The organism is Neobacillus sp. FW104-15D2 (assembly GCF_058790155.1).
In genome coordinates, this window is sequence record NZ_JBYTCJ010000009.1 from 150,993 (window position 1) to 158,901 (window position 7,909).

Sequence of the window (7,909 nt, forward strand, 5' to 3'; positions counted from 1 at the left end):
TCTAAAATTCTATTCGATTATTTGTTTAAAAATTCCATAAAACATGAAAAAAGGGCACTTTTTAGCGCCCCTTTTTCATTGGATAATTTTAAAAGGCCAGACCGCCATATTCGTTTCCTTCTCCTTGGGATGGACGATCTGCAGTAAATACGTTACTCCTATTTCATAAGGTTCATTTGGAATAACTTTTATTTGATTATCCCTTTCTAAAATTGTTGTGACCGGCAGCTCCATTCCGTCCATTTTTTTTAGAGTGATTTTATACGAACTCAGTTCTGATTGAGAAATTGGATGATCTAGTGGAATCGTCCAAGCTTTTCTTGTATCGGCTGCTACCTGCTCATCATGAAACTCAAGCTTAAAACCGGTTTGATCCAAAACTGGCTTTTTGGTTTCTGCATCTAAAACAGACAGCGTAGTGTATTTTGGGAGCTCTATTCTTCCAACTAGATGCGGATAGACAATTACCTGGGCATACATCTTTCCCTTTTCAGGCAGAAGCTGCCGAATATATAGCTTCACTTGCTCCAAAATTTGTTTCTGCCCTGTTAATTCCATGCGATACCCTGGATGTGGTTTTTGCCCCAGGGAAATCACGTAAAGTGAGCCGAACCTATGAACACCTGGATATTCTTTTGCGATCAATACAAAAGCTCTTTCCAAATCGGATAAGCTGCTTTCATCAACTAGCTGAAATGACATAGGATCCTTCATTGGCTGAGTGGCGATAGTTTCTCCCCCCCTTATAAAAAATGCTGTGGCCACCGAGAGAAAGATAATAGCTCCCAGCAGCAATATAATATGTTTCTTCATAAAACCTTACCCCTTCCAGACTTTTTTATTTCTACTATTATTTACCTTATCCCTTAAAAGTACTACTTTAGGAAGGCTTAACATTTTTACCCGATAGAAAATTAACAATTATCTGTCATTATATAGTAAGATATATGAGGATATTTCGAACACCGAAATTTAAACAAAGGGGGACAGTCCATGTGGAAAAATAGAAACGTATGGATTTTATTAAGTGGAGAATTTATTGCAGGTCTGGGATTATGGCTTGGGATTATAGGCAATTTGGAATTTATGCAGGCAAATGTGCCCTCAGATTTTATGAAATCACTGCTTTTAGCAGCAGGACTTCTTGCAGGAATCGCAGTTGGTCCTTATGCCGGAAAGCTTATTGATCAAACGAGCAAAAAAACAGTGATGCTTGCTTCGGGATTAATGCGGACAATAAGTGTTCTATTTATGCTTGTTGCCATCCACACCGACTCTGTCTGGTGGATGCTTGTTTTCCTGGTTATTCTCCAGATATCAGCAGCCTTTTACTTTCCGGCTCTGCAGGCAGCTATTCCGCTGGTCGTGTCTGAAAAGGACTTACTGGTCCTTAATGGAGTATATATGAATGTCACTACACTTGCCCGGATTATCGGAACAGCGGTGGCCGGGATTCTTCTTGTGGTTATGCCGCTTCAAATGGTTTATATTCTCTCTCTTGGTGCATACGCTGCTTTGTTTATTTTCACCTGGTTTTTAAAATTCGAGGAAAAAATAGAGCCAATGAAAGAGAAGTCCGGGGCCAAACCTGCAGGGTTTAAAGATGTTTTCCCCATTATAAAAGGGCTTCCTATTGTGGGGATGACCCTGGTTCTGGTTCTTATACCCTTACTTTTCCTTGGCGGATTTAATTTGCTGGTTATGGATATAAGCGAGCTGCAGCACAGTCCAGCTATTAAAGGCTGGATTTATACAACAGAAGGAATCGCTTTTATGACAGGGGCCTTTGTGATCAAAAAGGTCAGTGATAAATTATCCCCTTATCGGATTTTATTTATCTTTTCATTTGTGATTGGGTTTGCACAAATTATTCTTTACTTGGCGGACCAGGCCGTTTTTACAGTTATGGCATTTTTTATCTTTGGTTTTTCAGTTGGCTGCTTTTTCCCGACTGCTGCAACCATTTTTCAAACCAGAGTACCAAAGGAGTTTCACGGCAGATTCTTCTCCTTCCGTAATATGCTTGACCGGATTACCTTCCAGGTTGTTCTAATCCTGACGGGTTTTCTCCTTGATGCAGTAGGACTCCAGGTTATGTGTGTCCTTTATGGATTTATATCGATTGTGCTCACAGCTATTTTTTATATGAAGTTTAGAAAAACAACTATAGCAGATGAACTCGAAAGGCAAGCTATATAATATTTTTAAAAGTACTTTTCAAGTAACGGGTTCGGCTGACAAAGTAATGTCAATTGAACCCTATTTTAAAACAACTTGGTCGTTTCCTACTTTTAAATATATCCTTAAAAGAAGAACGACAAAACCGGCTAGTATCGTTACAATCAAATTGAAAGGGTATAATAGATAAATAGCCCACTTGCTTAATCCACCCGATAGAAAACAAAAAGAACCAGCATAAAAAAACTAGTTCTTTTACTAATTACATTTCATTTATTCTTATATCTGTAAAAGACTGGCCAAATAGCTCACTTTTGATTAATAATTCCCCTAGTGCTTCTCTTTCATCATATGCTTTTATCACTTCTGAGAAGATAATATCACTGCCATTTCTTACAACAACTTTATAGTCGTTCATTGCTTTACCACCTATTTTTTTATTTCTTTGATTACCTGATTTTACTCGAAAAATCCCCTTTAATCCATTAGGAGCTCATTTCTCTATTTTACTGCAGCACAGATTAATCCAAAGTAGGTCGGAACTTCGTACGAAAGAAGTTCAATTTTCCGTTCAGCTGGCGGTATGGCTCCAGCTAGAATCAGGGTCTGCCAAATTCCGTCAGGCTTAGCTGCTTCAATGAATTCTTCATCAAATTCGGCCATACCCTCAAGCTTATTTTGTTTTATAAGGGAAACAACCTCCTCATCAAGCTTTTTAGCAGCTGGATCGAATCCGTACGGTCCATTTTCGTCATGTGCATGGGCCCAATCGCAGCTCGCAATCAATCCAACGCGTTTTGATGATGCTTCCACCGCTTCCCTTAAGGCCCGGCCAAACTCCACATGCTTTTCGTACGAAAGTTCTCTTGATGGATTGATGACAACAATTGGTACCTCCGGCATGAAACGAAGCGGGACCATAGCTCCCCAATCGATTGGCAGGCAGGATATTGGCCCGGCAGAGGTTCCGAAATTAATTGTTCCCACAGGCACCCCTTTTCCGGCAGCCTTTTCAGCTATGCTTCTTGCAAACTCTCTATCCACTCTTTTCTCCATTTCGAAAAAAATTCCATCTTCATCGACAGAGCCCATCATTCTTTCAGAGTCAGTTATAGAAAACTGTCCATTGATCCTGGTTCCATGAGGGGTTAAAACCACGATAACCTCAGGCTTCGCTTTTTCCATTTCCGTTCCAAGCTTAAACATGCTCTTGCGTGTTTCAGACATTCTTCCCGGATCCTTTCCCGCCAATTCCGGAATGATTTCCGTACCGTGAGGGGCAATACCGGCAAAAACAAATGGATTCATATGATTCATTCCTCTCTTAGATAATTCCTATCTATTTAATTAAAGAACCCTTTGGAGAAATCCTGCAAAAAACCGGACCCAATAATGGGAATCCGGCTTTTTTCTGAGCTATGCTGAGTATTTTTCCAGGAAAGACTGCTTTAATTGCTTTCTTGCCCGGTAGAGCCTTGTTTTTACGGTTGCTGATTTTAGCTGAAGGAGTCCTGCAATCTCCTGCTCCTTTAGTCCGAATTTCACCTTTAATAGGAGAATGTCCCGATATTCGGAAGCAAGGCAGCTAATTCTTCTATTCAAGTCAGCCTCAAGAAGACGTGCTTCTACTTCCTTTTCGGTATTCATTTCAGATGGAACTTCCCAATTAAGCTTTTCCATCAAATTTTGGTCTGCAGGAACCCACCTTTTTCTTTTTTCAGTTCGAATGAAGTCAATAGCCGTCCTGGCAGCAATGGATGACAGCCAGGCCCCTACTTTTTCAACGTTATCTATTGTGTCCATTTTTTTAAAAGCTTTAAGAAAGGTTTCCTGCACGACATCTTCTGCAAGAAACCGGTCCTTTGTGACTGAATAGGCAATATAGAAAAGCCGTTTGGAGTGCATTGAGTGCAATTGTTCAAAATCGTGGCGCACTACGCCTCCACCCCCTTTTATTTAAAATGTTCTTTTATAAAATCAGGGACGTGTTTGTCATCAAAGTAGAAAATCTCATGGAAGTTTCCGCCCTTATAAGTAAATACACAATGGTATTCTTTCCTGCCGACACTTGCGCTGTTTATAGCTTCATTCATTTGACCTGGATCTGTTATTTTTAAAGTCTGTGGATCCTTTTGTATTTGCTTGGCTTCCCTTTCAGGATCGGTCTCTGGATCTAAAGTTTTTTTGGCCACAAAAATAGCATCCAGGTTTTTAGCTGTTATTTTAGCCTGTTCAAGCAAACCCTTTTTCTTAAGCCACTCGTTGGTATTTTTATAAGTGGGGCTTAACTGAAGGTTTATAAATTGACGCTTGCCAACGCGAATTTCGATATTGGAGCCTCTTGACTTAAAATAAGTTCGATCATCATAAGATTCTTCCAGAATGTCTTTTTTAAGCAGGGCAATCGCTTTTTTTACATCCTCAGGAGAAGAAACAGCAGCACTGCTACCATTCGGTCCATTGGAATTAAAAATGATGCTTTTTACCTTGTTTTCTTTCACTCTGAAAATATCGTAGGTAGTCCGCTTAAATTCAGCAGATTCATAGATTGGCTTATAAAGATCTGCATAATACTTTTCGTACATTCTATATTCACGGATCACTTTTCCGCCGTCCTTCAGGTTATAAACCAAGAAGACTAATTGCCTTTCTTCTCTAATATCATTAGAATCCTGCTTACGGTCCGCTAAAATCTGCTTATGAAGCCTGCGTACGTCTTCAATATTTGCTTTTTCCGTCATTGGAAGCGGCGCATATGGAGACCCATAAGCATCTGTGTATACATCTCCATTTGGCCTTGCAATATTCAAACTGTCCGTCATTAGGACGCTTTGTATTTCATTTGATTCAGGAATTCTGTTCTCATAAAATCCCAGGGTTTGTACCCCAAGAATCAAAACTGTAATCACACCTGAAAAAGTGGCAAGGCCTTTGACATTCCTGAAAACTCTCCAGGTTTTCTGCAATACCATTTCAGCAGCAAAGTAGCCGATTATTGCACCAATTGCGTAGCCGATTATTGTCCACCAGATATCGCTGTTGGATGTTTGGCTGGTTTGGCTGAAGTATGTTCCTCCTGTAAGCATGGCACAAAAAGTGGCGCCGTATTTAAATACTCCCCGTAAGCCTTTAAATGCGATTGCCTCTGAGGCAGCCTCCAGCTTCCTTTTTTTATAAAGGAACAAAGAGAAAATATATAGAAGAATAATTAACACGCCGTAAACAGACGCCATTGTCCAGGTGAATTTATGGCTTTCTAGTTCTGCCGCGTAAGTAAGCGGAGACATTTTTTCAACCTGTTTTGTTAAAAAGTAATCACTTGGATATCCAAATAAAAAGACTTTAAAATTATAAAATGCAAGAAGCATAATACCTACTGGGAAAAAGAGAAAGACATACGTCAATACTGCCTGAACGGCCGAAATTCCAGTAAGCATCGCAATAAATACTGCGGCTGTAAATAATACAAGATCAACGAGGATAGTTGTTCCTGCCCAATAAAATACATCCTCAATGTTAAACACCTTTGATAATCCCATTGCCGAATGAAGGACGATTGTTAAAATCGCAATAAGTATGACAGGAATGATTAAATATAAAACACCGTTCAAAGCATAGCTATGAAATAGTTTTTCCCGCTTTAGAGGAAGACTGTGCATCAAATCAGACGCCTGTTTAACATGAAGATAACGAAACAGGAAAACAGCGAGCAAAACCGGAACAGCCAGGGTCAAACTCATCTGTATTTGAAATGTAAATTGATAAAGGTTATCTGCCCTTTGAAACGGCATCCTTATTTCATCTGAATACCTTTGCATAATACTCAGTGGCAATGCGATAAAGAGGCCAATAAAGTAAACGAGGGAGACCCATCCAGTGCTCCGGACAATCTGTGTGCTTATCTCCTTATTCCACAATGACGTTTTGGATGGCATATCCATAATCCCCCATTTCATAGATAAAAATTTCCTCTAAAGTGAGCGGAAGCAAATCAAAGATAACTGGGCTTTCTTGCCGGATCTGCTTTACAATCTCCTCTTCATTTCCTTTTACAATGTATAAATAAATGCTGCCTCTCTTTTCTTTGTGAAGCACTTTTTGGCCTTTTAAAAATTGTTCCGGCAATCCGTCTCTAAAGGCTGTCTGAATTTTATGAACATCCGATTTCAATTCATCCAGTTCTTTCTCGATAAGCATTTCACCATTATGGATAATTCCAATATGGTCACAAATATCCTCCAGCTCCCTGAGATTATGTGATGAAATTAGAATGGTCATCTCTCTGTCCGCCACATCCTGTATCAGCAGGTTTTTTACCTTTTTTCTGGCTACCGGGTCCAGTCCATCAAGCGGTTCATCCAGGATCAAGAATTCAGGCTTGGCTGAGAGAGCCAGGATAAATGCAGCCTGCCGCTGCCACCCCTTGGAAAAAGTATGGATTTTTTTATTTATATCCAATCCCAGATGATCGGCAAGTGTCAGAAACCGCTGGTCACTCCAGCCCGGATAAATACTTTTATAAAAGCGTGCCATTTGTTTAGCTGTGTAATGATTCAAGAAATAAGGCTGGTCTGGTATATAAAAAAGCTTTTGTTTAATATCGGTATTTTCATAAACCGCTTCGCCGTCAATTCTCACCACTCCGTTATCCGCCTGGTATATCCCTGCCAGAAGCTTGATTAGTGTTGTTTTTCCTGCCCCATTAGAGCCAATTAGTCCGTAGATGGAGCCTTTTTGTATCGTCAGGCTGGCATTTTTAACTGCTTCAAACCGGTCAAATGCCTTGCTAATATTTTTCATCTCAATCATTGCTTTCGCCTCCCCCTTTTGAAGCATCCAAGTCTTTTATCAATTTAATTAGATCATCCGCCGGAATGCCAAGATAGAGCGCTTCAAGGATTAACTTCCCAAGCTCCTTTTTGACGGATTTCATTTTTTCAGTATCTTTTTTAATATCAATTGGATTAACAAAGCTGCCTTTCCCTTTAACAGAATAAATAAAGCCCTGAACCTCTAGTTCCCTGTAGGCTTTTTGAATCGTGTTCGGATTGATTGTGAGCTCCTGTGCCAATGTCCGGACGGATGGAAGCTGCTCGTCAGTTTTAAGTATGTCATTTATAATCAGTTCCTTTAATTTATCGACCAGCTGTTCATAAATGGGTTTACGGCTCCTCATATCAAGCTCAAACATAGTGACCCCCAATCTGTACTAAGTGTACTATTATTGTTAGTACAGTTTGATTATATTCCATCCATTTCCAAAAAGTAAAGTACTTTCCAAAAAAATTACTTTTTTTAACAAAGCTTCTGCATGCATGGTTTTAATTACGAAGGTTAAATTATCAAGGTGAATTATTTTTTGGGGAGGTAATTTCGTGGATAATACACACGAGTTTGTAGAAAAATTGCATGAACGCCAAAAGAAGAATGAGGAAAGCAAAAAGCGCCAAAGCAAAAAACACCAAAGTGAAAAGTTACCGAACAAGCAGCATTAAAATATGAAAGGCACTTTGAAAAAGCTGTGGCACAGGAGCACTTGAGTTCGATGTTGACTTATCGCAGGGAGAAGCGCGATGGACACTCGCTGGGCGCTGGAGCTAGATATTTAAAACTCTGTACTTTATTACACACAAAAAAAACGCTCCGGCTAGCAGCGAGGCCACTGAAAAAGTCCTTAAAGGATGGCGGTTGTTAAATTGGCCGGTTGTTTTCCACTCCAGGATGCTTCGCT

General features: G+C 39.9%; 9 protein-coding genes. 2 read left to right on the forward strand and 7 right to left on the reverse strand.

Annotation, left to right across the window (positions count from 1 at the left end; translation table 11 throughout):
• Window positions 1-75: 75 nt before the first annotated feature.
• Window positions 76-813 (reverse strand): protease complex subunit PrcB family protein, encoded by a 738-nt coding sequence (locus tag AC3WR0_RS09670; RefSeq protein ID WP_492552117.1) that lies wholly within the window; start codon window positions 811-813, stop codon window positions 76-78.
• A 180-nt stretch (window positions 814-993) separates the two neighbouring features.
• Between AC3WR0_RS09670 and AC3WR0_RS09675 the strand changes: the two genes are divergently transcribed.
• Window positions 994-2,199, forward strand: a complete 1,206-nt coding sequence (locus tag AC3WR0_RS09675) for an MFS transporter (protein WP_492552118.1) — start codon at window positions 994-996, stop codon at window positions 2,197-2,199.
• Window positions 2,200-2,440: 241 nt separating this feature from the next.
• On the opposite strand, the gene AC3WR0_RS09680 is transcribed toward AC3WR0_RS09675, so the two are convergent.
• The 6 genes from AC3WR0_RS09680 to AC3WR0_RS09705 all read right to left on the reverse strand — a co-directional run bounded on the left by AC3WR0_RS09680 (window position 2,441) and on the right by AC3WR0_RS09705 (window position 7,369).
• Window positions 2,441-2,596 carry a hypothetical protein gene (locus AC3WR0_RS09680; protein ID WP_155899913.1) on the reverse strand — a complete coding sequence of 52 codons (156 nt, stop codon included), beginning with the start codon at window positions 2,594-2,596 and terminating at the stop codon, window positions 2,441-2,443.
• 83 nt (window positions 2,597-2,679) lie between these two features.
• Window positions 2,680-3,486 carry a DODA-type extradiol aromatic ring-opening family dioxygenase gene (locus AC3WR0_RS09685; protein WP_492552119.1) on the reverse strand — a complete coding sequence of 269 codons (807 nt, stop codon included), beginning with the start codon at window positions 3,484-3,486 and terminating at the stop codon, window positions 2,680-2,682.
• A 108-nt stretch (window positions 3,487-3,594) separates the two neighbouring features.
• Complete coding sequence (locus AC3WR0_RS09690; protein WP_492552120.1) at window positions 3,595-4,113, reverse strand: RNA polymerase sigma factor; 519 nt, start codon at window positions 4,111-4,113, stop codon at window positions 3,595-3,597.
• Window positions 4,114-4,130: 17 nt separating this feature from the next.
• On the reverse strand, window positions 4,131-6,113 hold the full coding sequence (locus AC3WR0_RS09695) for a DUF6449 domain-containing protein (protein ID WP_492552121.1): 1,983 nt from the start codon (window positions 6,111-6,113) through the stop codon (window positions 4,131-4,133).
• Entirely contained in the window at window positions 6,085-6,987 is a 903-nt protein-coding gene (locus tag AC3WR0_RS09700) for an ABC transporter ATP-binding protein (protein WP_492552122.1), read from the reverse strand. Before AC3WR0_RS09700 ends, AC3WR0_RS09695 begins: the two co-directional genes overlap by 29 nt.
• Entirely contained in the window at window positions 6,980-7,369 is a 390-nt protein-coding gene (locus AC3WR0_RS09705; protein ID WP_492552123.1) for a GntR family transcriptional regulator, read from the reverse strand. Before AC3WR0_RS09705 ends, AC3WR0_RS09700 begins: the two co-directional genes overlap by 8 nt.
• A 184-nt stretch (window positions 7,370-7,553) precedes the next feature.
• On the opposite strand from AC3WR0_RS09705, the gene AC3WR0_RS09710 reads away from it, so the two are divergent.
• Complete coding sequence (locus AC3WR0_RS09710) at window positions 7,554-7,673, forward strand: DUF4023 domain-containing protein (protein ID WP_081679972.1); 120 nt, start codon at window positions 7,554-7,556, stop codon at window positions 7,671-7,673.
• Window positions 7,674-7,909 lie beyond the last annotated feature (236 nt).

Excerpts from the sequence above, each read along its gene's own strand:
- AC3WR0_RS09670 (WP_492552117.1), bottom strand. The coding sequence starts at position 813 with ATGAAGAAACATATTATATTGCTGCTGGGAGCTATTATCTTTCTCTCG.
- AC3WR0_RS09675 (WP_492552118.1), top strand. The coding sequence starts at position 994 with ATGTGGAAAAATAGAAACGTATGGATTTTATTAAGTGGAGAATTTATT.
- AC3WR0_RS09680 (WP_155899913.1), bottom strand. The coding sequence starts at position 2,596 with ATGAACGACTATAAAGTTGTTGTAAGAAATGGCAGTGATATTATCTTC.
- AC3WR0_RS09685 (WP_492552119.1), bottom strand. The coding sequence starts at position 3,486 with ATGAATCCATTTGTTTTTGCCGGTATTGCCCCTCACGGTACGGAAATC.
- AC3WR0_RS09695 (WP_492552121.1), bottom strand. The coding sequence starts at position 6,113 with ATGCCATCCAAAACGTCATTGTGGAATAAGGAGATAAGCACACAGATT.
- AC3WR0_RS09700 (WP_492552122.1), bottom strand. The coding sequence starts at position 6,987 with ATGATTGAGATGAAAAATATTAGCAAGGCATTTGACCGGTTTGAAGCA.
- AC3WR0_RS09705 (WP_492552123.1), bottom strand. The coding sequence starts at position 7,369 with ATGTTTGAGCTTGATATGAGGAGCCGTAAACCCATTTATGAACAGCTG.